This is a genomic window from Burkholderia sp. YIM B11467, from assembly GCF_052952715.1.
This window is the reverse complement of sequence record NZ_JBQVSQ010000013.1, coordinates 1-21919: the sequence shown is the minus strand read 5'-3', so window position 1 is coordinate 21919 and position 21919 is coordinate 1. Positions and strand designations below refer to the sequence as shown.

At 64.0% G+C, this 21919-nt stretch carries 17 protein-coding genes; 7 read left to right on the top strand and 10 right to left on the bottom strand.

Annotated elements, in window-relative coordinates; translation table 11 throughout:
• Positions 1–14: 14 nt before the first annotated feature.
• The 6 genes from tssK to tssH all read right to left on the bottom strand — a co-directional run bounded on the left by tssK (position 15) and on the right by tssH (position 7335).
• Entirely contained in the window at positions 15–1361 is a 1347-nt protein-coding gene (gene tssK, locus ACTRWB_RS32310) for a type VI secretion system baseplate subunit TssK (protein WP_446904269.1), read from the bottom strand.
• Between the two features lie 31 nt (positions 1362–1392).
• Positions 1393–1896, bottom strand: a complete 504-nt coding sequence (gene tssJ, locus ACTRWB_RS32305) for a type VI secretion system lipoprotein TssJ (RefSeq protein ID WP_446904268.1) — start codon at positions 1894–1896, stop codon at positions 1393–1395.
• Between the two features lie 82 nt (positions 1897–1978).
• Positions 1979–2464 (bottom strand): Hcp family type VI secretion system effector, encoded by a 486-nt coding sequence (locus tag ACTRWB_RS32300; protein WP_048249919.1) that lies wholly within the window; start codon positions 2462–2464, stop codon positions 1979–1981.
• Between the two features lie 88 nt (positions 2465–2552).
• A complete protein-coding gene (gene tssC / locus ACTRWB_RS32295) occupies positions 2553–4046 on the bottom strand; it encodes a type VI secretion system contractile sheath large subunit (protein ID WP_446904267.1) in 1494 nt (497 codons plus the stop codon).
• A gap of 27 nt (positions 4047–4073) precedes the next feature.
• Complete coding sequence (gene tssB, locus ACTRWB_RS32290) at positions 4074–4616, bottom strand: type VI secretion system contractile sheath small subunit (RefSeq protein ID WP_446904266.1); 543 nt, start codon at positions 4614–4616, stop codon at positions 4074–4076.
• A gap of 37 nt (positions 4617–4653) precedes the next feature.
• Entirely contained in the window at positions 4654–7335 is a 2682-nt protein-coding gene (gene tssH / locus ACTRWB_RS32285) for a type VI secretion system ATPase TssH (protein ID WP_446904372.1), read from the bottom strand.
• A gap of 545 nt (positions 7336–7880) precedes the next feature.
• On the opposite strand from tssH, the gene ACTRWB_RS32280 reads away from it, so the two are divergent.
• From ACTRWB_RS32280 to ACTRWB_RS32250, 7 genes are all read left to right on the top strand, one after another.
• Positions 7881–8519: a TagK domain-containing protein gene (locus ACTRWB_RS32280; RefSeq protein WP_446904265.1), complete on the top strand. Its 639-nt coding sequence runs from the start codon at positions 7881–7883 to the stop codon at positions 8517–8519.
• Positions 8516–9367: a type VI secretion system accessory protein TagJ gene (locus ACTRWB_RS32275; protein WP_446904264.1), complete on the top strand. Its 852-nt coding sequence runs from the start codon at positions 8516–8518 to the stop codon at positions 9365–9367. The genes ACTRWB_RS32280 and ACTRWB_RS32275 overlap by 4 nt, the downstream gene beginning before the upstream one ends.
• Positions 9360–9917 (top strand): type VI secretion system baseplate subunit TssE, encoded by a 558-nt coding sequence (gene tssE, locus ACTRWB_RS32270; protein WP_446904263.1) that lies wholly within the window; start codon positions 9360–9362, stop codon positions 9915–9917. Before ACTRWB_RS32275 ends, tssE begins: the two co-directional genes overlap by 8 nt.
• 38 nt (positions 9918–9955) lie before the next feature.
• Complete coding sequence (tssF, locus tag ACTRWB_RS32265) at positions 9956–11845, top strand: type VI secretion system baseplate subunit TssF (RefSeq protein ID WP_446904262.1); 1890 nt, start codon at positions 9956–9958, stop codon at positions 11843–11845.
• Complete coding sequence (gene tssG, locus ACTRWB_RS32260) at positions 11845–12912, top strand: type VI secretion system baseplate subunit TssG (protein ID WP_446904261.1); 1068 nt, start codon at positions 11845–11847, stop codon at positions 12910–12912. Before tssF ends, tssG begins: the two co-directional genes overlap by 1 nt.
• Positions 12913–12914: 2 nt before the next feature.
• Positions 12915–14018, top strand: a complete 1104-nt coding sequence (locus ACTRWB_RS32255; RefSeq protein ID WP_446904371.1) for a type VI secretion system protein TssA — start codon at positions 12915–12917, stop codon at positions 14016–14018.
• A 195-nt stretch (positions 14019–14213) separates the two neighbouring features.
• On the top strand, positions 14214–14513 hold the full coding sequence (locus tag ACTRWB_RS32250; RefSeq protein WP_446904260.1) for an H-NS histone family protein: 300 nt from the start codon (positions 14214–14216) through the stop codon (positions 14511–14513).
• A 92-nt stretch (positions 14514–14605) separates the two neighbouring features.
• Here the strand turns inward: ACTRWB_RS32250 and ACTRWB_RS32245 are convergent, their stop codons facing one another.
• The 4 genes from ACTRWB_RS32245 to ACTRWB_RS32230 all read right to left on the bottom strand — a co-directional run bounded on the left by ACTRWB_RS32245 (position 14606) and on the right by ACTRWB_RS32230 (position 21725).
• Complete coding sequence (locus tag ACTRWB_RS32245) at positions 14606–17329, bottom strand: tetratricopeptide repeat protein (protein WP_446904259.1); 2724 nt, start codon at positions 17327–17329, stop codon at positions 14606–14608.
• Positions 17330–17499: 170 nt separating this feature from the next.
• On the bottom strand, positions 17500–18858 hold the full coding sequence (locus ACTRWB_RS32240; RefSeq protein WP_446904258.1) for a hypothetical protein: 1359 nt from the start codon (positions 18856–18858) through the stop codon (positions 17500–17502).
• 140 nt (positions 18859–18998) lie between these two features.
• Positions 18999–19841 (bottom strand): peptidyl-prolyl cis-trans isomerase, encoded by an 843-nt coding sequence (locus ACTRWB_RS32235; RefSeq protein WP_446904257.1) that lies wholly within the window; start codon positions 19839–19841, stop codon positions 18999–19001.
• Between the two features lie 84 nt (positions 19842–19925).
• Positions 19926–21725 carry a ShlB/FhaC/HecB family hemolysin secretion/activation protein gene (locus ACTRWB_RS32230; protein WP_446904370.1) on the bottom strand — a complete coding sequence of 600 codons (1800 nt, stop codon included), beginning with the start codon at positions 21723–21725 and terminating at the stop codon, positions 19926–19928.
• Positions 21726–21919 lie beyond the last annotated feature (194 nt).

The window sequence follows — 21919 nt, the reverse complement described above, 5'->3', positions numbered from 1 at the left end:
CAAACCCGTCGCTCCTACGCGCGCACACCCCAAAGCTCCAGCTTCAACGAAGGAAAATCCCCCGCCACGTGCAGCGCAACGCCACCGTGGCGCACGACTTCCTCCCACATCGGTCCGCCCTGGGTCAACTCGTAGTAGATGTATCCCGCATTGAACGGAATCTGCCGTGGCGGCACCGGAAGCGCCTGCAGGCTGATACCCGGCAGGTGACTGCGCACGAGGCTCGGCAGTTTCTCCGAAGGCCCCGCCTTCGCCTGTGCGAGAAACTGCTGCTTCAGCACATCGGGCGGCATCGCCGCATGTACGGCCAGGACCAGTGCAGTAAACCCCCGCATGTCGACCGGATCGATCACCGCATTGCGCATACCGTGCCCCCGATCCTCGAGAGCAATGCTTTGTGCACTCCGCACCAACACAGCGTTGAGCAGCCGATGCGTGTCGTCGACGATCGGCTTCAGGCACAGATGCGGCGTCGTATGCTGATACGGCGGATGCGTATCGAGCGGCCGACGCGTATCCGTGCGCAAATGGGTCGACAGCTCGCCCGCCATGCCGATCAGCAGCGCATAGACATCCGCGGGCGACGTGGTCGGCACGTGCAGCATGTGCTGCAGCAGCGGCTCGTACCGGTTCAAGATCTGCAGCAGCAGGTAATCCGTGACCGTTGCCGCACTCGCGGTGGTGTCGTCGGCGCCCGCCAGTCGTTGTGCCAGCGCATTCGCACGCAACCGCGCGAGATCGTGAATCTTCGTGACCCAGCTGGTCAGCAGGTCGCTCGCCCCATAACCCGAAACAGGTGGCACGAGCGTGTTGTCGAGCTCGATGCTGCCATCCGCGCGTATCGTTTTCACGCTTGTGAGCGCGAGGCCGATCCACGCATCACCGAGCTCCTTCTCGGGCAGCAGGCGCAATCGCAGGTTCGAAAGCTGCACGGACTCGGGGGCGAGGCCGATCGAATTCGTGTCGCGCAACTCGGTATCGAACACGAGGTAACGCGCCAGCGAATCCGAGGTGTTCTCGAACGTCGTCTCTTCGCAGTTCGGCAGTCGGACCGGTACCGCCAGATAGATCACCTGATCGAGATGTTCCGGTCGGATCGTCAACGGAGGCGGCAGCGGCGTGTTGCCCGGCGCATCGAACGGCGAGCCATCGGCGAACACGCCGGCGGCGGATTTGACGATCACCTTGCCGAGCGCGAGCGATTCCAGATCGAGTGCGTAGTGCGCAAAACCGAAAAAGAACGGCGACAGCGGCGCCGCGCGCATGTGCGCGTACTTCTCCAGATAACGATCCTGTTGCTGGAACAGTTGCGGACGGAAAAACAACCCTTCCTGCCAGGCGACCTTGGCATACCAGCTCATACGTACCGTCCGTTGCGTTGCGCGACGTAATTCATTTCTTGGCTTCCTCGATCCTGACGGCCTTTGCGTCGAGATCGATCTTCAGTTTCAGCTTCGGCGTGAAGAAGCGGTACCACGCTTTGTCGGGTGCGATCGGCATCGTGTACACCGTCCGCCACACCGAGTTCGGCAAGTCGCGATAAGCCGCAATCACGCCGATGGCGGTCGTTTCCGAATCCGGGCGCCGGGCAATGGTCCGATGCTCGCCGGGCCGCAGTTGCACTTCGTCGCGCTTCACGACGTCGTCACCCAGTACCGTCTTGTCCTGGGTCTGCAGCGTGAAGAAGTCCGCCGCCTTGAAGGCGTTGTCGTTCTTCAGTTCGTAGACGCGCACGACAATCGGCGCGGCCCGTCCGCGGTCGTCGGGATTGACGTCGGCCTTTGCGTCGACAGTCATTTCAAGCCGGATCGCTTCCTTCGGTTTGGACTCGCCGCCCGCACAGGCGGAAAGCAGCACGACGCTGGCGAGCGGGGCGACAGTCAGGATCGAACGCATTCAGATTTCACCTTGATGGACCGCGGGATGCGCCCGCGCGCGGAGAAAGCAAATTTCCTCCGACGCGCGGCATCTCGCGGGCTTACGCTTCCTTGTTGCCCTTGATGTCGAAGCCGGCCGTCACCGCACCGCCGCTGCCGCCCTGCGCGTTCTGCACGACGTACTCCTGCTTCACCTTCGCAAACGACAGCGACACCGTTTCGCGGCTCTTCTCGGCGTCCATCTTGCTGCCCGACGGCTTCACGCGCGTAACGATCACGTCACTCATCGTGAGCTTCAGGTACTCGAGCGGGTTGCCACCGGCCTTGCGCATCACGAGCGTCGCTTGGTCGATATGCTTGCCGGTCAGCGCATACTTCATCAGGTTCGGGCTCGCGCGATCGATGTTGTGTTCGAACGTCAGATCCTTGACCGTCGCCTTGCCGGCACCGCCGCCGCTGCCCGCGTGCATCGTCGATTCCTGCAGGATCTCCCAGTCCCAGTTCAGGACTTCGATCTCGTCCTTGTGCTTGTCGTCGAGCGATTCGCCGTTGATGCCGTCGATCTTCAGGAAAATGTCTTGTGCCATGCCAATGCTCCTAGAGTGAGTGAAAACAGGTCGGGCGCCACGAGAGAAAGAGGTCCGATGCCCGACCCGAGAGGGCCAAGCTTCTCTATCAGGCCGCTTCCTTGATCGACGGCAGCTTGGTGACGAGCCGCAGCGAAACCGTCAACCCCTCGAGCTGGAAGTGCGGACGCAGGAAGAATTTCGCCTGGTAGTAGCCGGGATTGCCCTCGACGTCTTCGACGAGGACTTCCGCTGCCGCGAGCGGACGGCGCGCCTTGGTGTCTTGCGACGAGTTGGCCGGATCCGCGTCGACGTAGTGCATGACCCATTCGTTGAGCCAGCGCTGCATGTCCTCACGCTCCTTGAACGCGCCGATCTTGTCGCGCACGATGCATTTCAGGTAATGCGCGAAGCGCGAGCATGCGAACAGATACGGCAAGCGTGCCGACAGGTTCGCGTTGGCAGTCGCATCCGCGTCGTGATATTCGGCCGGCTTTTGCAGCGACTGCGCACCGATGAAGGTCGCGTGATCGGTGTTCTTGCGATGCACGAGCGGAATGAAGCCGTTCTTCGACAGTTCGGCCTCGCGGCGGTCCGAGATCGCGATCTCGGTCGGACACTTCATGTCGACCCCGCCGTCGTCGGTCGGGAACGTGTGGCACGGCAGGTTCTCGACCGTGCCGCCCGATTCGACGCCGCGAATCAGCGAGCACCAGCCATACTGCTTGAACGAGCGGTTGATGTTGACGCCCATCGCATACGCGGCGTTCGCCCAGCCGTAGCGGCTGTGATCCGAGCCGTTCGTGTCTTCCTCGAAATCGAACTCGTCGACCGGATTGGTCTTCGCACCATACGGCAGGCGCGCGAGGAAGCGCGGCATTGCGAGCCCGACGTAGCGCGCATCCTCGGTGTTCCGCAGCGAATTCCATGCCGCGTATTCGAGGTTCTGCGTGAAAATCTTCGTCAGGTCGCGCGGGTTCGCGAGCTCCTGCCACGACTCCATCTGCAGCACCGACGGTGCCGCGCCCGTGACGAACGGCGTATGCGCGGCCGCGGAGACCTTCGCGATCGAACCCAGCAGGTCGACGTCGGGCGGCGTATGGTCAAAATAGTAGTCGGCGACCAGGCAGCCGTACGGCTCGCCACCGAGCTGGCCGTATTCCTGCTCGTAGAGCTGCTTGAAGAGCGGGCTCTGGTCCCACGCGATGCCCTTGTATCGGCGCATCGTGCGATGCAGTTCGTTCTTCGAGACATCGAGCGCGCGAATCTTGAGGTGCTCGTCCGTCTCCGTGTTCGACACAAGGTGATGCAAACCGCGCCACGCCGACTCCAGCGCCTGATAGTCGTCGTGGTGGAGAATCAGATTGATCTGTTCGGAGAGCTTGTGGTCGATCTGCGCGATGATCGCGGCAATGCTCTTGTACGCATCATCGCTGATCGTGGTCGATTGCGTCAGCGCCTGCTCGGCGAGCGTCTGGACCGCAAATTCGACCGCTTCGCGTGCCTGCTCGGTCTTCGGGCGGAACTCCCGTTCGAGCAGCTGCGTAAAGTCGGACTGGGTGGCCGTCTGAGCTTGATCGGCTTGTGCGTGCTGTTTCGCCATGGTGGTCATCCTCGATCGTTTCGTCGGTCAGTTCGCTTCGCTCTGGTCATCCGCCTCGCCTTCGTGGCGCGCGGGCTTCGGTGCGGCGGCCAGCGACTTGAGCAGCGCCGGGTCGTGCAGCAACTGGGTAACGAGCGCCTCGGCGCCCGACTTGCCGTCCATGTAGGTCTGCAGGTTCGCGAGCTGTGTACGTGCTTCGAGCAGCCGGCGCAACGGCTCGACCTCTCGGGCGACGGCGGCCGGCGAGAAGTCCTCGATGCTCTCGAAGGTCATGTCGACCATCATCTGGCCTTCACCCGTCAGCGTGTTCGGCACGGCAAACGCGACGCGCGGACGGATCGCCTTCATGCGCTCATCGAAATTGTCGATATCGATGTCGAGGAACCGCCGATCCGATACCGCCGGCAGCGGCTCCACCGGGTGCTTGCCGGACAGGTCGGCCAGCACGCCCATCACGAACGGCAGCTCGACCTTTTTCTCCGAGCCGTAGACCTCGACGTCGTACTCGATTTGCACACGCGGCGCACGATTGCGCGCGATGAATTTTTGCGAACTGCTGGAAGCGGACATGAACAGGTTCTCCTGAACGGTGGTAAGTGGACAGTGCTCAGCAAAGCGCTTCGTCCAAACGGGATGGCAATGCATCGAACGTCAACGCCTGCACAGGCGCAGCGGCTGGATCGGCGATGCCGATTGCGATACCTTCAAGCGCGGCCTTCGACGTGAACGCGTCGAGCCAGAGGGCCGACAGGCGCGGCAGTACGTGCTGTTCGATGAAGCCGATGAGGATGCGTGCACCGGTCTCCTGTACGAGACAGCGGCCGACGATGTAGTCGACCACCGCCTCGTCGTAGGTGAGCGCGATTTGATGGTTGTCGGCCATGCGCTTCACCACGCGTCCAAGATGCAGGCGGACAATGCGGGCGAGCGCGGCATCGGCCAGCGGCCGGTACGGTACGACCGTTACCCGCCCGAGAAAGGCCGCCGGGAAGGCTTTCAGCAATTCGGGAGTGAGCGCGCCCCGCAACCCGTCCATATCGGGCGACAACACTGGATCCGCGCACAGGCTCGCGGTCAGATCGGCACCGACGTTGCTGGTCAGCAGGATGGTCGTGTTGCGGAAATCGATGTGGCGGCCGTCGCCGTCCTCCATGTAGCCCTTGTCGAACACCTGGAAGAACATTTCGTGTACGTCGCGATGAGCCTTTTCAACCTCGTCGAGCAGCACGACCGCGTACGGACGGCGGCGCACCGCTTCGGTCAGGACCCCGCCTTCGCCATAACCGACGTAACCGGGCGGTGCCCCCTTCAGGCCCGACACGGTGTGCGCTTCCTGATACTCGCTCATGTTGATCGTGATCAGGTTCTGTTCGCCGCCGTACAGCGCCTCGGCCAGTGCCAGTGCTGTTTCTGTCTTACCCACACCCGACGGCCCCGCAAGCAGGAACACGCCGAGCGGCTTCTTCGGGTCGGTCAGGCCGGCCCGCGCGGTCTGCACGCGCTCGCCGATCAGGCGCAGCGCATCGGTCTGGCCGATCACGCGCGCCGCCAGCGTTTCGGGCAGTCGGCGCACCGCGGCCACCTCGTCCGTGACCATGCGACCTACCGGGATACCGGTCCAATCCGAAACGATCTCCGCGACGATCGCCTCGTCGACTTCCGGAAACACGAGCGGTGCCTCGCCCTGGAGGTTGGCCAGCGCATGCTCGAGCTTGCGCAGCCGTTCCACCGGCATCGGCGAGTCGTCCCGCTCCCCGGCGAACCCTTCGCGGGCGACGCGCAACGCTTGCACAGCCGCCGCCTGTTCACGCCACCGGGTCTCGACCGCGTTCGCGTCCGACGTCAGCCGGTCGATACGCGAACGCACGGCGGCCAGCCTTTTGTCCGCCTCGAGCCCGATCCGGGCCTCCTGCACCAGTAGGGTCTCCTCGGCACGCGCGGCCGCGAGCCGTTGACGCGCGTCGTCGAGCTCGCGCGGCGTGGCATGTTGTGACAGCGCGACCCGCGCACAAGCGGTATCGAGCAGGCTGATCGCCTTGTCCGGCAACTGGCGTGCCGGAATGTAGCGGTGCGACAACGTCACTGCACCCCGGATCGCCTCGTCACGCACCACGACACCGTGATGTGCCGAAAACGTTTCCGCGAGGCCCCGCACCATGTCGGTGGCAGCAGCTTCGGATGGCTCCGCGACCTGCAGCACCTGGAAACGCCGGGTCAACGCGGAATCCTTTTCGATATGCCGCTTGTATTCGGCCCAGGTCGTCGCGCCGATCGTCCGGATCGTGCCGCGCGCGAGCGCCGGCTTCAGGAGGTTGGCAGCGTCGCCCGTGCCCGCCTGGCCGCCCGCACCGATCAGCGTATGGATTTCGTCGATGAACAGGATCACCGGGGCAGTCGATTTCGCGGCCGCGTCGAGCAGGCTCTTCAAGCGGGCCTCGAACTCCCCCTTCATGCTGGCACCGGCCAGCAGCGCCCCGACATCGAGACCAAGCAGCCGCACGTCGGCCAGCTTTGGCGGCACGTTGCCCGATGCGATCGCGCGTGCGAGACCTTCGACCACGGCCGTCTTGCCGACGCCGGCTTCGCCGGTCACCAGCGGGTTGTTCTGCCGCCGGCGCAGCAACACGTCGATCATCGTGCGGATCTCGAGCTCGCGGCCGATGACCGGATCGATTTCGCCAGCGCGGGCCCGCGCCGTCAGGTCCGTGCAGTACTGCTCGAGCGAACCGTCCTTCGGCGCGCCCGGCATCGCGCCGGATGCTTCGCCCGGCGTCGCAGGCAGCCATTCGCTGCGGTCGTACGGATCATCGGCCGCTTCCGGCGAACCCGCGATCCAGGCCGGAAGCACGTCAGCGAGGCCGTCGACAGGGATCTTGCCGAACGCGGGGGAGACGGCAAGCAGCCCGCGCCGCAAGTCAGACGTGGACACGAGTGCCGCGATCAACCACGCACCGCGCACGCGGCGGTCACCGTATTCGAGCGTCGCAAGAACCCACGCGCGCTCGATTGCCGATTCGACGTGCGACGAAAAATCGCTGATCGAACTTGCACCAGCCGGCAACGCAGACAGTGCCCGCGCGAAGTCACGCTCGAGCGTATTGCGATCGATCCCGGCGTGGCGAACGATCCGCTGAAGGTCGCCGTCCGGCTGCTGCAGCAGCTGATGCAGCCAGTGGACGAGTTCGACGAACGGATTCCCGCGCAACTTGCAGAAATTCGTCGCCGACTCGATACCCCGGTAAAGCTGAACCCCGAGCTTACCGAACAATGCTTGGCGCGAAATGGTCATGATGTTCTTTGTTGTTGGTCGTGATGCCGCGAGCATCATTCCTTCACCATCAGGACTGCTACACAGATGTTTCGCCCGATGCCGCTGGAAATACTCGACACATCGCTCTCTCTTCGACCCGATTCAATCGGCCAAATCGAATCGGAGCGGCATTATCGGCATGAAATTCAATTCCAGTCAATCCAATCCATTCAGCAAATTTACCGAAATCAAATTACGGCATTCCTGGTATACCCCGTATCGACCACGCCCCTATCACACATGTTGCCGCGAGCAAGCTCACGCCAACCGATCCAGATCAACAAAATCCAAGTCCTTGTTATTTTGAGATATTTTCACGAATCCTGTTATTTGCATTTTTTCACAAATACGTATCAGCATGATTTTCAAATCATTTCCACGCTAACTGTTACCGCATTTAACACTTCACCATAAATCTCAAAAATATTCGAAACCAAGATCGACGAATCGATTATCCACATGACGATAGACGAACCACCTGGACTCGTGGTTAGAATGCGAAATTCTTGTCATCGGACACCCAAATGCGTTCCTTTCGTCAGCCGTGGCGTCGCCAACCGGATATTTCGCACGACGAGCCTCTGCTTGACGGAAACCGGGAACGACAGACGCCCGATGTGGAAGATCACGATCTTCCGGATTACGAAGTGGTCGACCATCCGCGCAGCAACGATGACGTACTGGTCGATCTCGGTATCGGAGGCATGGACCGTGCCGATGCACATGTGCGCACCCCGGCCAACGCCGACGGTAGCGACTCGCTGGTCGAGACGTTGCACGCGCAGTACTGGCGCGCGCTGACCGATCCTCATGCGTCGGTTGCAGCGGATCTGATGCCACCGGGGGATCAACCGACATCGCACGCGCACGCGCCGGATCCGCAGGTCGATCCTGGCGTACGCGACGCATGCGATTCGATCGAAGTGCTATTGCGCGGCAACCCCAAGCTGGAAGATGTGTTCGAGCAACTCGATCGGCACGCCGGGCACATCCTGGACGATGAACCCGTGCCGGAGATCCTGCGACTGTTTGCCCCTCCAGAATTTCACGCGGCGGCCGCGCGGCAGGGGTCGGCGCTGCCGCCCCCGCTCACGCGGCGCGAACACCACGCGCTGTCGGTAGACAGTCCGCTGTCCGCCCCCGAACGCAGGGACGAAGGATGATTCACCGCGAGACCTCCGGCTCACCCCAAGCCAAATGCTTGAGTGACGCTCCGCTCAGCGAACAGATCGAGCGCATCTCGACGCACTTGCGCGCGCAGCCAACCACGGCATCCCATCGGTGGGCACTGTTCCAGTTGATGTGCGTAACGGGTGAATGGCCGAGAGCGATCCAGCAGTTGCAGACTTGGGCGAAGCTCGAACCCGGCCAGGTGGAAACCGCACAGGTCTATCGCGACCTGATCCGTGCAGAAAGCTGGCGCAAGCAGGTCGTCGACGGACACGTACGCCCGGGCTTCGTGTTCGAGCCGACCGCGTGGGTCGAGGGTCTGTTGAATGCGCTGCGCCTGGCTGCCCGTGAGCAAAGCGAGCAAGCCGACGATGCGCGTGAGGCCGCACTCGACGCCGCGCCGACCGTTGCGGTACGTATTCCGCAGGGACCTGCAGACTGGATCGTCGACAGCGATTCACGTTTCGGCCCGGTCTGCGAGGTCGTCACGGCCGGGCACTACCGCTGGGTGCCGATCGCCGATCTCGTAGCGTGGCGCGTGTCGCGTCCAACAAAACTGGTCGACCTGGTTTGGGCGCCGTGCACGCTCACGCTCGTCGACCAACGTGTCGTCCACGGCTTCATGCCTGCACGATATCCGGGTTCGGAGACCGGTGACGACGCTGTGCGCCTCGGGCACAAGACCGTTTGGCAGGCGCACGGGCGAACCGGCGTCATAGGTTTCGGCCGAAAGACCTGGATCACCAACCAAGACGACTTCAGTCTGTTCGAATTGCCGAATGCGGAATTCGGCACGCATGGCATCGACGGCGCCGCCGGAAGGGAGCGAGTCGATGACTGATCGCAAAAGACCGTCGCACGCCCCGGATACGCTGGCGGTCCGCACACCCCGCCGAGCCAACGCGCACCTGATGCCAACCCTGCTCGACCGATTGCGCGACGACGCACCGCATCGCCGCGTCGAAGCCCCGGAGGAATATACGGTGACGCGCAAACAGATGCGTGACATCGTGCAGCGCGACCTCGCCTATCTGCTGAACACGACCAGCATCGAGGATCAGATCGATCGCGCGCGCCATCCGCACGCGGCGGCTTCGACCGTCAACTTCGGCGTGCCGCCGCTCGCGGGAGCCTTTATCGCGTCACGTCAGTGGAACAGCGTCGAGCGCATGATCCGGCAGGCCATTACCGATTTCGAGCCGCGTCTGATTCCGGATTCGCTGGTGGTCTCGCCTCGTCATGCCGACGACGGCGGCGAGCATCACCATGTCCTCGCGTTCGAGGTTCGCGGACTGATTCATATGGACCCGTACCCGCTCGAATTCATGGTGCAGAGTTCGCTGGATCTCGAAACGAGCGAGATTCGCATCACCGGCATGCGCACCAGCTAGGCGCAACGCGGCACAACGACAACGACGAGACCTATCCGATGGACCCGCGACTGCTCGACTATTACAACCAGGAACTCATCTACATGCGCGAGCTGGCAGCCGAATTCGCGCATGCACACCCGAAGATCGCACGTCGGCTCGGCATGCAGGCAGGCGAAGTGGCCGACCCCTACGTCGAACGCCTGATCGAGTCGTTCAGCTTCATGGCCGCGCGCATGCAGATCAAGCTCGACGCGGAATTTCCGCGCTTTACCGAGCGGCTGCTCGAGGTCATCTACCCGAACTACGTTGCGCCCACACCGTCGATTGCCGTCGCTCGCCTGTATCCCGGCCGGGCGGAAGGCAACCTCGCCAAAGGGTATCGTATCGCGCGCGGCACGTCGTTCACCGCCCGGGTTCCCGACGGAGAGAGAACGGCGTGCCGGTTCACGAGCGGGCAGGACGTCACCCTGTGGCCGCTCACGATCACCGAAGCGCGCCTGACGGGTGTGCCGCCGGACATCCCGGGACTCGCGAGATACGTCCCGCCCGATACACAAGTGCGCGGCGCCTTGCGGTTGCGGTTGGCGACGACCGGCGACGTGCGGATCGCCGATCTGAAGGGACTCGATCGGCTCCCCGTTTATCTGGCCGGCGATGAGCAAGTGGCCTCTCACCTGTTCGAACTGCTGCACGCCGGCGCCATCGCGTCCGTGATCGGCGCACCCGGAGAGTTCGGCCAGCCGGGCCGCTCGCTCGCCGCCGTCACGCAAGGCGCAGTGGAGCACGAAGGTTTGCGCGCCGATCAACACCTGTTGCCGCTCACCTGGGCGAAGTTCCACGGGCACAACCTGTTGCACGAGTACTTCGCGTGTCCCGCGCGGTTCTGGTTCTTTGCGTTGACCGGCCTTGCCGAAGGCTTTGCACGCACTGACAGCCGCGAGATCGAGATCGTCGTGCTGCTCGACCGCTCGCCGGCCGAGCTCGCCAACCTCGTCGATGCGTCACGCTTCGCGCTGTTCTGCACGCCGGTCATCAATCTCTTCAGCAAGCATACCGACCGGATCGAGATCTCACCGCGCGAAACCGAGTTTCATCTCGTGCCGGCTCGACTGGCGCCGCTCGACTACGAGGTATTTTCGGTGGAGACCGTGTACGGGCAGGTGGCCCTGACATCCGACGAGCTCGAATTCCGTCCGCTCTACCAGACACTGAACAACGACGAAGGCAATCACGGACGTTATTTCTCGATGCGGCGTGAACAGCGCCTCGTCTCTCATTCCTCGCGTCGTTATGGCACACGCACGCCTTACGTCGGCACCGAAGTGTTTCTCTCGCTCGTCGACCAGAACGAGGCCCCTTACGCCGAAAACCTCCGCTTCCTGTCGGTCGACGCGCTCCTGACCAACCGGGATCTGGCCACGCTCGTGCCGCGCGACGGCGTGCGCGATCTGGAGACCGCGGAGTCCGCGCCGGTAGAAAGCATCGGCCTTATCCGGCCGCCGAGTCCGCCGCTACCGCCGTATGCCGAGCGGGACATGGCGTGGCGCCTGATCCGCCAACTCAACTTCAATTACCTGCCGCTCGACGATCTCGATCACCGCGAAGGCGGCCAGGGGCTACGCGATCTGCTGCGTCTGTACCTCGCGGAAGGCGACTCCGCGCAAAACCGGCAAGTCGAAAGCCTGGTCGGCGTCAAGACGCGCCCGGTGACGCGCAAGCTGCCGGGAACCGGCCCGATGACGTTCGGGCGCGGCGTCGAGTGCGCGCTGACGGTCGACGAGACCGGCTTCTCTGGCGTAAGCCCCTATCTGTTCGGCACGATCCTCGAGCACTGGCTCGCACGGCACGTATCGATCAACAGCTTCACGCAGACTGAACTGCATTCGATGCAGCGCGGGCGCATAGCCCGCTGGCCGGTGCGCACGGGCGCACGCGGAGTCCTGTGATGAAACGCGCGACGCTGCCGGCGCTGCTGCGAGACAGCACGCTGTCGCCCGAGCTGCTCGAACACTTGCAGGCCGAGCCCTGGCGTTTCGGTTTCCTGTCGCTATTGCGACGCATCGGCGCGAATCCGGCGATCGATCCGATCGGCACCGCACGTCGGCCTCGTTCGGAACCGTTCCGGCTCGGCCAGCAGCCGAGCCTTGCGTTCGCGCCGCGCGAAGTTGCCAACGCGCACGAAGCCGAAGGGCGACTGAAGGTGCGGCTGTTCGGCCTCGGGATGCTTGGCCCCAATGGCCCGCTGCCGATCCACGTGACCGAGATCGCGAAGGATCGCGAGGACAGCCGGCGAGATACGACGACAATCGATTTTTTCGATCTCTTCCATCACCGCTTCTTCACGCTCCTCTATCGCGCGTGGGCGTCGTCCCAGTCGACAGCCGGGCTCGACCGAAAGGATAACGAGCGGTTTTCGTTCTACGTCGCGAGCCTCGTCGGGCACGACATCGGCGAAATCAGCCGGCGCCCGCTGCCCTCGCACGCACGTCTCGCCGCCTCCGCGCACCTCGTGCGCGAAGCACGCAATCCGGACGGTCTGCGTGCCACGCTCGAACGCTACTTCGGCGTGCCCGTTGCGATCCGGGAGAATGTATTTCACTGGATCGAGATCGACCCCGCCGACCTCGGCCGCATGGGCCGCCCGGGGAAGGCGGCAACGATGGGCCAAGGCGCGATGCTCGGCCGCGTCGCACCCGATCGCCAGCACCGCTTTCGCATCGTGATCGGCCCGGTCGATCTCGACGCCTACCTGCGCTTCACGCCGCAGGGCGAGGATCTGCCTCGGCTCGTCGAGTGGGTGCGCGCGTTCGTCGGTTACGAGCTGGAATGGGAGCTTGAGCTGCGGATCAAGCCGAAGAGTGCGCCGCCGGCGGTCATGGGTGGCCGGCAGCGCATCGGATGGTCCGGATGGCTGGGCCGCCCGGACCCGCGCAAGCCCATTATCGGCATGCGATTCGAGCCCGAACGTTACGTGCGGCCTATCGATCGCCGTGTCACCGATACCAGGAACTGACCATGAGCAAAAGGCAATCCTCGGCGCCCGGCAGACAGGGCCCGATCGCCGTCACGAATGTGCCGCATTTCGACTGGCTCGCGCCCGTGAGCGACGATGCGCCCTGCGGCCCGGATCTCGAATACGACCACGATTTCGTCGTGCTGTTTTCCCGTGTCGCCCCCAAACAGGACGTACAGTACGGCGCGTTCGTGGGCGTGCCCGATCCGCTCAACTGGAGCGAGATCGAACGGGATTGTCGGCGGCTCATGATGCGCACGAAGGATTTGCGTGTCGCCGTGTTGTATACGCGTTGCCGCACATGTCTCGGTGGTGTGACGGGCCTGGCCGACGGCATCGCGCTACTGGCTGCCTGGGTGCAAGCGTTTCCGGATGATATCCATCCACAGACGAGCGCCGACAGCGATCACGACGCGGCGCTGGAAATGCGGATGAACGCGTTGCAAGCGCTGTCGGATCCCGACGGGTTGCTGGCCGATGTGCGAGAAATCGTGCTGATGAAGTCGACCGTTACCCGCCTGCAGGTGCGCGACGTCGAGCGCGCGTTCGCGCATCCGCGTCCGGCCGATGCGCTCTCGCCCGATTCCGTCGTCCAGCAGTTGCAGGATCTGCGTATGCTGCAACCGGCAACGATCGAAGGCATCGACGATACGATCGCCGATCTCGCCACGATCAACGCGTGGTGCAACGATCATCTCGAATCGTTCCAGCCAGACCTTTCGACGCTGGCGCGACTCCTCGACAGGCTGGGCTCGCCCACGCACGCCGATTCGGCCGAACCGCCCGATACGATTCCCGCCCCGACCGCGATGGCCGACACATCATCGCAAGACGACACGGTAGCGCCGACCGCACCGGCGCATCCCGTATCGGCAAGCGATCCTGACTGTGCCCCGCCCCTAATGAACTCCGTGCCGTCCGACCGCGACTCCGCGCTTGCGACGATTCGCGCCGCACGGACGTGGTTCGAGAATCACGAACCGAGCAGCCCGATTCCGGTGTTACTCAAACGCGCCGAGCAGTTCGTCGGCAAACGCTACGCCGAGGTCGTCAAGGCGATTCCGGCCGAGCTTCTGGTGCAGTGGGAAGCGGAAGACAGTTCGTGACCGCACTGGAAAACAACATGGCCGTGGTGACGGTTGTCGGATCGACACAAGATACGTATTCGCGACCTGAAGCACACGGCCGGCCGTGTAAGCCTGTCGGGATTGTGACTTGATATTCGAGTACTTGATATTCGGGTTCATGCAAGAGCGGCCACGCAAGCGATGCCTGTTTCGAATTTCTCACAGGAGAAACCGATGTCGACGTATCAAGCACTCCTCGCGCAACGCGAAGCTCTCGATGCTCAAATTGACGCGGCCAAAGCGAACGCCCGAACTACCGCACTCGTCGAGATCAAACGCATGGTCGGCGAGTTCGATATCACGTCACAGGAGATCTACGGCGTCACGCGCGTGCAGACACGGCAACGACCGCCTGCAAAGTACCGTGATCCAGAATCCGGCGCCACGTGGAGTGGTCGAGGGCGGCCGCCGGCGTGGATCGAGGGCAAGGACCGTGCTCGATTTCAGATCGCGGCAGCGGCTACCCAGGCTTGAATCGCACGCCGACACCCTCTCGCGCAGCAACGGGCACGCACGATACTTCGGATCGCCGAAGTCTGCATCCGGTTCACTGTAGCCAGCCATGTTCACGGTAACGTCGAGATCAGATTCCCGGCAATACTGGCGGCACGCTGTTTTTCCCCGTCATCAAGCCGCTGAGCGATTCGCGCCTCGACGAGTGCCGCAGCAGCGCCATACCTCTCCAGACCGGGCTGAGCATCGAAACTCGCACGCGAACGCGTGATCCACGCTGCACCGAGCGCTCTGTCTCTTGGCAGTCCGTTGCCGGTCAGGAACCGCATGCCGACCGCATACTGCATGAACGGATCCCCGAGCAGCGCCTCGTTCAGGCTCGACAGCCCGTCCCACTGGCGATTGGCAGCCGCGGCCGCGCTGACGGGCGAATCGCTCCATAGCGTGGCCGCCGGATCGGCCGGCACCAGCCAGCGTTTCTCTCCGGCCGAAATCCCGGTGTCCATTGCCGGCGCGAGGCTGCGCAGCGCAAGCGCGATCTCGGATACCGCCGAGCCACGTCGCGCCGCGCGGCGATGCCAGTCCATCGCGACCGTTTCGTCGCGGGGCACGCCGTCGCCCGTTTCGTACATCAGCGCAAGATCGCTTTCCGCCCACTGCGATCCGGCAGAAGCTGCACTGTTGAGCCACGTGGACGCTTCCTTCGGATCACGCGCGACACCGCGGCCGTGCAGATAGGCGATGCCCACCATCCGCTTCGCCTCGGTGCTCGTCGGCGCGGCACGCAGTGCCCACGCGAACGCTTCATAGTCGTCGGTGCGACCGCCGAGCCCGGTCGACAGATGCCACGCGAGCGAGCCTTGCGCCGACACGTTCCCCTGCTCGGCCGCCCGGCGAAACCAGTACGTCGCCGCATCGAAGTCCACCGGGACGCCGTCGCCCAGATCGTACGCATCGCCAAGTGACGACTGATACGCCGGCTCGCCGCGATCCGCGAGTTTCCATTGCCAGTACGCACGCTCGTCCGCGGCAACGAGGCCGCTATCGGCCGACGCAAGGACACGCATCGCACCGACATTGCTGCCGGCGGCCGTGCGGCACCAGCGCGCAGCCTCGGCCGGACGGCGCGGCGTGCCATTTCCATCCAGATACATCGTGCATAGCATCGTCTGCGATGCGGCGTCACCCAGCTTCGCCCCGCGCGAGAACCAGTCGAATGCGATCGCCGGCTGCGGACCGCCCGACTGCCCACGCCAATACACCGTGCCCAGCGCCGAATACGCAGCGGGCACCTTGCGGCTCGCGAGGTCCTCCAGCCATTGAAGCCCCGTCCTGCCCGCGAACGACGTGTGGTGCTCGCTCAGGTAGAACCCGGCCGATACGCCGGCAGCCGGATCGCCCGCGTCGGCGGCCTGCTTCAGGTAGCGCAAGCCCGTCTGCTCGTCGCGCGGCACACCGACGGTACCCGTCAGGTACTGATAGCCGACCCATCGCGCCGCCTCGATGTTGCCGTGGTCCGCGGCAAACCGGAACCACTGCATCGCCTGCGTCCGGTCGACGCTCGTGCCTTCTCCGCGCCATGCCATGTTGGCGGCCATCAGGGCGGACGCTTCGTCACCACGATCCGCGCCGCGCGTGGCCAGCCGAAAGGCCTTGCGCAGATCCACCGGCTCACCGTCGCCGCGTGCCGCGTAACGCGCGAGATTGGCCGCCGCGGCGCCGTTGCCCTGCGCATCGGCTTTTTCGAACCACGGTTTGGCGGCGACTGAATCCGGCTGCGTCCCCAGGCCGTTGTGCAGCATTGCGCCGAGATCGTTCTGCGCGACCGCCAGCCCGTCGTCGGCTGCGCCCTGCATCCATCCCAACGCGGCCTCTTTGTCGACCGGACCGCCACGGCCGAACAGATAGAGGTTCGCCAGTGCGTAACGCGCCCGTGTATCGCCGGCGAGCGCCGCTTTGCGGTACCAGTCGCGCGCCTTCGCGTCGTCGTGCGGCACGCCCGCCCCGCTTCCATACAGTTCGCCGAGCCTGCGCTGCGCGTAGGTCGAGCCGGCACGCGCCGCGGCCGAAATCAGGCCGAAGCCGCGCTGCGCGTCGCGCGGCACGCCGATGCCCGCGAGATAGAGATTACCCAGCACCGCTTGCGCTTCGGTGTGGTTCTGGTCCGCCGCGGCGCGCAGCCACGTCGTCCCCTGTTCGACATCGCGCGGCACGCCGTCGCCCCGGATCAGCATCAGGCCGAGCGTGAACTGCCCGTCCGCCTGGCCGCCCACCGCGGCGCGCGACAGCCACGCCGCCGCGACCACCGGGTCGCGCGCCACCCCGCGCCCGGCCAGCGCGAATTTCCCCGCGTTCGCCGCGCCCGCTGCCGAACCGCCCTCGGCGGCCTTCACGAAGTACCGGTAGGCGGCCGCATTGTCGGCTGGTTGCCCGTCGCCGTCCGCATTCATCCCGCCGAGCTGGTTGGCCGATGCCGCATCGCCGTCGCCCGCCGCCGACGCGAACCATGCGTATGCCGTCGCATGGTTCCGCGGCAGTGCGACACCGTCGTAGTAGACATAGCCGAGTGCGCGCTTGGCCAGCGTCGAACCGTCGCTCGCCGCCGATTCGAGGATCGTCATCCCGCGTTTCAGGTCGGGGCGGGCCGCGTAGCCGTGCAGCACCATCTGCCCGTAGAGCGCGCGGGCCGTCAGGTTGCCTGCCTCGGCTTCCTGCCGGCAAAGGCTGCGAATTTGCGCGGGTTTGTCCTTCAGCAGGAGGCTGTCGAACCGCGCGTTCAGCGCCAGTACGCATGGCGTCGTGTCGTCGTGGACGGAACCGGACACGGTGCGTTGCATTGCCGGCATCGCGGCAGGCAGCGGTCCGGGCCGAGGCGCAGCGGCGCTGCCGAACCCGATGGTCAGCCCCGCCATCAACCCTGCGGTTCTGATTGACCATTTCAGCGCGGGCCCGACGCAGTCGATACGCCGCACCGCCGGAACGCGCGGCCGAGGTTTGCCCACCGGCCTCATGGCTTCACGATCGTGACGTTCTTGATGATGACGTCGGTTCTGCCGGCCCCGTCGTCGATCGTCTTGCTCAATTCGATCCCGTAGTCGGCCAGCCATGCGGAGCGAACGCGAGCCGTCGTCCCGTCCTTGCGTACCTCGCTGCAGTCGAGATTGACGGCATTGCCGGTCAACGTCCCATAGATCGTCGACGCCGGTTCGGTCTTGCCGATTTCGCATCGCCGGGTCAGTCGGCCGCGGCTCGACGGTTGGGGCAGAGCGATCTCGATGCGTTTGCCCTCGGTCAAAGGCGCGTTCGCCACCACGATTGCCGACGCATCTTTCAGCATGCCGAGCCGCTTCGCATTGAAACGGGCTTGAACGCTCTGCCCCAGTAGTTCCGCGATACCCGACGTCAGCCCGAAGTAGGACCAATCAGTCGCTCCGGAACCATCATGCGTGGTCATCAATTCAGCGACCACGCCGTTATTGCGTCTATTGATGTAGGTATCGACATACGGCCCCGCGGCCTTCGGCGTCGTCTTGTTCGCCCATTCGCCGTCCACGATCAAGCGCGAATACGGCAGCGGCCGGCTACCGTCCGGCGGCAACTGGCTGCGAATCGCATCCGGCAGGCGCCGCTCGTCAAACACTTCGTCCAGGTACGCGTCCGGATCGGCCAGCACGGTCTCGCTCGCCGACTTGCCGCCGAAAAACATCTTGAAGAGTTCATAGGTCGTGCGTTGCTGTTCCGGCTCCGGAAGCTTGTCGATCATACCGATGGCAAACGCAATCGCCGCGCATGACTTCGACGCGCCGGGCTTCGAAAGCGACGCGGGCAACTCGATCGTATTCAAGTGCGCGTCGACGTCGAGCAACTCGGCCACGGTGTAATGCTCATCCCCGGACGCCGTGCCATCGCGATTCAACAGGATGTCGATCATCTCCAGCACACCCTTGAGCGTCTTCGACGGGAGCGTCTTCGCCAGCGTCGCCAGATCCTTGCCGCCCATATCCGGCATCTCGCAGTTGTGCTGCGATCCGCGCGACACATCCGCCATCATTCGCAGAGCCTTCAGCCGCGCGGCCGGCGGCAGCATCGTGTCAGCGAACCCGGGCGAGCTGCTGCGCAGTGTCGTCAATCGCGCAAGATAAGCGGGTTCCTGCGCGATTCGGGTGAACCACGCGATCAGAATCTGCCCGTTTTCCGAGTCGGGATCCACCCCGATCTGCGCAATATATGCACGTGCGCGTTCGCTGATCTGCGCTGGCGTCAGGTTAATGACCGGATTCGCCGTTGGCGTGGAAACCGCCGGCTCCGCAGGCGCGCTCTGCACGCCCAATCCATATGCCGTTGCGGTCGCGATGGACAGCAACACCCCGAAAAGGCCTGTTTTTATTTTCATAAAGTCGAAATTCGAACGCGTGATCGCTTATTTTACAGTTCGGAGGCAGGCCACCGACAATCGCGGCCGCGCCGCATCACTGACCGACTCTTGCGCTACACCGACGGTTTCGCCTACTGCTGGATCGTCGCGTTCTTCAACAATCCGCCAACGAACTGCGCACTCGCTTTTTCCAGTGCGAGCGCCTCCAGTTGCTGGCGGATCGTTGCCTGTGCCTGCGGGAACGACGGCACCTGTGTCGGCCGCTTCGCATCGAGCTTCACGATCGCTCGCGCCCCATCGATCGGGATCGACGAGGGCGTGACCGCGCCCACCGGCAGCGTTTCGAGCGCCTGCGCGATCGCGACCGGCAAACCGGACGTCTTGCCTTCCGTCGCCGGCGTCTTGAAGCTCGTCCACGACAACTCGCCGCCGGCCCCGCGGCTCGGCGCGATGCTGTACTGGCGTGCAAGACCTTCAAACGATTTGCCCGCCTTCAACTCGCTCAGCACGGTCGCGGCCGTCGCTGCATCCTGAACGACGATCAGCCGCGGCTTGTATTCGTCCTTCCCGAGCGACGCCACGATCTCGTCGTAGCGCGACTTCACCTGCGCATCCGTCACCGGGTCGGGTTTCACGTTGTCCCTCAGATAGAGCTGGGTCTCGGCATTCGCTTTCGCCACCTGCATCGCCGCCTGGACTTCCGGCTTGCTGCCGTAGTTTGCCTTCTCCGCTGCCTGCTGGATCAACACGCGCGTAATCAGCTGATTCTTGATCGCCTGACGCACCTGCGGCGTGTCGGGTTGCCTCGAGACCCGCAACACGGCATCGACTTCCGCCTGCGTGATCGCCGTCCCGTTCACCGTCGCAACGGTGTTCGCCGGCTGTGATGCGACCGCCGTCTGCGCGGATGCGGTACCGGTCAGTGCACCGGCGAGTGCCATTGCAATCAGCGCTGGCATCAGTTTCGTATTCATCTTCGTTCCGTCTTCGGATGGAAAGGCGCGAAGACATGTCTTCGCCCACATGCGACCGCTCCGCGAGAGAACGGTGCGCGTCGATCAATAATTCCAGTTCAATGTGGCCAACACGAGCGTCGCCTTCGCGCCGAGCGCTGCCGGTTGCGTCAACGCGCGCCCGACCAGCACCTCGCCGGACAGGAATTGCTTGTGCCACTGCCATTGCGCGCGCACTCCCGCGCCGGCACCGGCCAGCGTCGGGAAACCCGATGTCGCGACGAGGCTTGCCTTGCCCGCATCGAAGAACACGTATGGCTCGATCCGGCCGTCCTTCCATGCCGGGGCGTTCACCCACGCAAGCTCGTTGCGCGAATAGAAACCACGATCACCGGCGATCTCGCCAGAACGGAAACCCCGGACGGTATCCATGCCCCCAAGGTACAGCTGCTCCGAACCGAACAGCGCCACGTTCGTGTACTGCCCGCTCAATACGCCCCGATACGCGAGCAGCGCGCGTCCGACCTTCGGTAACGGCAGCGTGAACGCAGCCGTCGCGTCGACTTTCGTGAACTGGCTGTGCGCTTCGTCGCGCGTAATGCCATGCGAATCGTGGTTCGCACCGAACCACGGCAGACCTTGCGATACGCCGCCGTTGGCTGTGAAATTACCTTGCGCGTCGTTCATCACGAACTTGTGCAGCCAGTTTCCGCCGACGCGCAACACCGCCACGCGTTGCGGATCGAGATCGATGCCGTTGACCTCGCGGTCGGTGCGACGCCACGACAACGTGGTGTCTACGCTGGTGATATCGCTCACGCTGCGTCCGACCAGATAATTCCAGCCGAAGATATGCGACAGCGTGCGGCCGTATTCGAGCGCGGTCGTGCCGATCAGTTGCTGGTATTCCGAGTCGGAAATCGTGTAGCTGAACGTATGGCGGCCGAACGGTACCGCGAACGAACCGACTATCGCGTTGCTGTCGAGGCTGTCGAGGAAATTCACGCTCAGCGATTCCTGCAGGCCGAGCAGGTTGTCGGCTTCGACGCCTGCGCGATAACGCGTCACGCCGGTCGCCGAACTGCCATAGTTGTCGACTCCCAACGTGTAGTAGAGACGATCACCCGATTTGTTGCCGATGTCTACAATCGATTCGCCGGGATTCTGGCCAGGCAGGATCTGCACCGTCGCCTGGTTGCGGCGCAGGCGGTTGATCTGTGCCACACCCTGATCGATATCGGACAAGCGCAGCGGATCGCCGGACGTAGTCGGAAACGCGTTCTCGTATCCCGCATCCGTGAACCAGCCGCCGCCCGCCGCTGACTCACCCGGCTTGAGCCGGTGAATCGCCTTGCCGTTGATCGTGAACGATTCGATCACACCGACCTGAATCGTGATCTTCAGCGTGCCGGTGGCGAGATTCTGCGGGCCAAGCAGCGCGCGCGTCGTAACGAAACCGCGTTCGACAAAAACGTCGGTAATCCTCTTCAACAGAACGTTGATGCGATGCGAACCGAGGTCCTGACCGACGAACGGCGCGACCACTGCCTCGAGCCTTTTGCCGGACACGCCGCCCGGCGGTTCGAACGCACGGCCGTCGGGTGCCTGTAGCGTGATCTGCTTGACGGCGAAGGTCGGACCGGATTCGGCGATCGCATTGACCGGCGTGTCCGGCGGAATGTCGAGCGTTGTCTCCGACGTCGGCGCGACCGTGATTGAAGCCGGTGGTTGATCGAGTTGCCGCTGGCGCGCCTGCTCGCGCTGTTGTTCGATGATCAGCTGCGCCGGATCCTGCACGGGGCGGCCGGCCGGGGGCGGAGTCTGCGCGTGCACCGGCACATGGAATGCAGCAAGGCTTGCGACCAGCAGCGGCAGCTTCAGTCGGGGGAATGCGCGTGGTTTCATCGTTATTGTGCGTGCAGGTGCCCGAGCGTCGACGTGGCCGTTCCGATAGCGTCGTTCTGTGCAGCGGCCACGACGATCACGAGCGCGAGGAAGACGACGACGGCCAGCCCGAGTCGATTTTTTGTTCGATAGTTCATGCGTTAGCGCCACCACCACGTCGTCAGGCCAAGATGCTGGTCGATCTGGACGGGCGT

What these genes read in the sequence shown, in the direction of transcription:
- ACTRWB_RS32300 (WP_048249919.1), bottom strand. Translation starts at nt 2,464, where the DNA reads ATGGCACAAGACATTTTCCTGAAGATCGACGGCATCAACGGCGAATCG.
- ACTRWB_RS32275 (WP_446904264.1), top strand. Translation starts at nt 8,516, where the DNA reads ATGATTCACCGCGAGACCTCCGGCTCACCCCAAGCCAAATGCTTGAGT.
- tssE (WP_446904263.1), top strand. Translation starts at nt 9,360, where the DNA reads ATGACTGATCGCAAAAGACCGTCGCACGCCCCGGATACGCTGGCGGTC.
- tssC (WP_446904267.1), bottom strand. Translation starts at nt 4,046, where the DNA reads ATGGCGAAACAGCACGCACAAGCCGATCAAGCTCAGACGGCCACCCAG.
- tssG (WP_446904261.1), top strand. Translation starts at nt 11,845, where the DNA reads ATGAAACGCGCGACGCTGCCGGCGCTGCTGCGAGACAGCACGCTGTCG.
- ACTRWB_RS32230 (WP_446904370.1), bottom strand. Translation starts at nt 21,725, where the DNA reads ATGAAACCACGCGCATTCCCCCGACTGAAGCTGCCGCTGCTGGTCGCA.
- ACTRWB_RS32255 (WP_446904371.1), top strand. Translation starts at nt 12,915, where the DNA reads ATGAGCAAAAGGCAATCCTCGGCGCCCGGCAGACAGGGCCCGATCGCC.
- tssK (WP_446904269.1), bottom strand. Translation starts at nt 1,361, where the DNA reads ATGAGCTGGTATGCCAAGGTCGCCTGGCAGGAAGGGTTGTTTTTCCGT.
- ACTRWB_RS32280 (WP_446904265.1), top strand. Translation starts at nt 7,881, where the DNA reads ATGCGTTCCTTTCGTCAGCCGTGGCGTCGCCAACCGGATATTTCGCAC.
- ACTRWB_RS32250 (WP_446904260.1), top strand. Translation starts at nt 14,214, where the DNA reads ATGTCGACGTATCAAGCACTCCTCGCGCAACGCGAAGCTCTCGATGCT.
- ACTRWB_RS32235 (WP_446904257.1), bottom strand. Translation starts at nt 19,841, where the DNA reads ATGAATACGAAACTGATGCCAGCGCTGATTGCAATGGCACTCGCCGGT.
- tssJ (WP_446904268.1), bottom strand. Translation starts at nt 1,896, where the DNA reads ATGCGTTCGATCCTGACTGTCGCCCCGCTCGCCAGCGTCGTGCTGCTT.
- ACTRWB_RS32245 (WP_446904259.1), bottom strand. Translation starts at nt 17,329, where the DNA reads ATGCAACGCACCGTGTCCGGTTCCGTCCACGACGACACGACGCCATGC.
- tssH (WP_446904372.1), bottom strand. Translation starts at nt 7,335, where the DNA reads ATGACCATTTCGCGCCAAGCATTGTTCGGTAAGCTCGGGGTTCAGCTT.
- tssB (WP_446904266.1), bottom strand. Translation starts at nt 4,616, where the DNA reads ATGTCCGCTTCCAGCAGTTCGCAAAAATTCATCGCGCGCAATCGTGCG.
- tssF (WP_446904262.1), top strand. Translation starts at nt 9,956, where the DNA reads ATGGACCCGCGACTGCTCGACTATTACAACCAGGAACTCATCTACATG.